This is a genomic window from Mycobacterium timonense (assembly GCF_025821985.1).
Taxonomy (GTDB): domain Bacteria; phylum Actinomycetota; class Actinomycetes; order Mycobacteriales; family Mycobacteriaceae; genus Mycobacterium; species Mycobacterium avium.
The window spans coordinates 1-1,265 of record NZ_JACKSY010000107.1; the positions used below are offsets into that span (position 1 = coordinate 1).

Below are 1,265 nucleotides of genomic sequence, written 5' to 3' on the forward strand. Positions count from 1 at the left end.
CGTTGCAGTCGCTGGCCCAGCCGGCGTCGAGTTCGACCACGGCGACCAAGGCGGCCACCACGGCGGCCTCGACCACCAGCACCGATCCGCTCTCGGAGATCTGGTTCCTGCTCACCGGCCAGACGACGTTGCCGACCAGCCTGGGTAGTGCCGTCAACGGCTACAGCCCGTTCGCCAGCCTGTTCTACAACACGGAGGGGTTGCCGTACTTCAGTACTGGTATGGCCAACACGTTCACCCAGATCGCCAAGTCGGTGGGGGCCATTGGTGGGGCGGCTCCGGCGGCGGCCAAGGCGTTGCCCGGCCTGGGTGGGTTGGGCGGCATGCTCGGTGGTGGTGCGGCCGCGGCGCATCCGGTGGCGGCGTTGGGCGGTGCGGGTTCGATCGGGGGCAAGTTGTCGGTGCCGGTGGCCTGGTCGGGTGCCCCGGCCGCACCGGCGTTGGGGCATGCCATTCCGGTCAGCAGCATCAGTGCGGCGCCCGAGGCGGCCGGGGGACCGGGCAACCTGCTCGGCGGCATGCCCCTGGCGGGTGCCGGGGCGGGTGGCCACGGTGCCGCCGGACCCAAATACGGCTTCCGCCCCACCGTCATGGCCCGACCACCCTTCGCCGGATAACCCACCCACCGGCGCCAACCGAAACGCGCCCTGCCCGCGAAACACCCTGCGGCAGGGCGCGTTTCGGTTCTCCAGCATCCCGCGCACCGGTTGCCGGCCAGCCGGCGGCAGCCACCCCCGCCAGCGGATGACCGCCGCGCGCGAGCACCCGCGTCCCGGCTTTATCTGCGACCGGATTTTTATCCCGCGCCGCGGCGTCCGGCCCCGCGGGCCCGCCCCCGATCCGCCCGTCCCAGCGGGACCGTGAGCCGGCGACGGACTCCGCCCACCGGGTATTGCCGCAGGTAACCCGGCATCCCGGTGAGGTCGCGGCCCGCGGCCGGCCGCGCCGACGCCGAACCGCGACACCCGCAATCGAAACCCCGCGCACCCCACCGGCGGCCACGCCGGCAAGCGGCGACGGGGCGTGCGGCAATTTAGCCTTCCCAAGCAAGCAAATGCAGCAAGCAAATGCCGACGGTCATTACCGAAAAACCACCTGCGAGGGGATACATGTCGTTCGAGTCTGGTGCTGGGTAGCCATGGACTTCGGAGCGTTACCGCCCGAAATCAATTCTGGTCGTATGTATGCGGGTCCGGGGTCGGGGCCGTTGATGGCTGCGGCGGCGGCGTGGGATGAGGTTGCCGCGGAGTTGGGGATTGCGGCCA

Annotated in this window: 2 protein-coding genes; both read left to right on the forward strand. The window is 70.9% G+C overall.

The window, feature by feature from the left end; genetic code table 11:
• Window positions 1-617 (forward strand): PE/PPE C-terminal domain-containing protein (locus tag H7I87_RS25925; RefSeq protein WP_264002941.1); only part of this gene is annotated, 617 nt, incomplete at its 5' end.
• Between the two features lie 437 nt (window positions 618-1,054).
• The coding region (locus H7I87_RS25930; RefSeq protein ID WP_264002942.1) for a PPE domain-containing protein at window positions 1,055-1,265 on the forward strand (211 nt) is incomplete at its 3' end.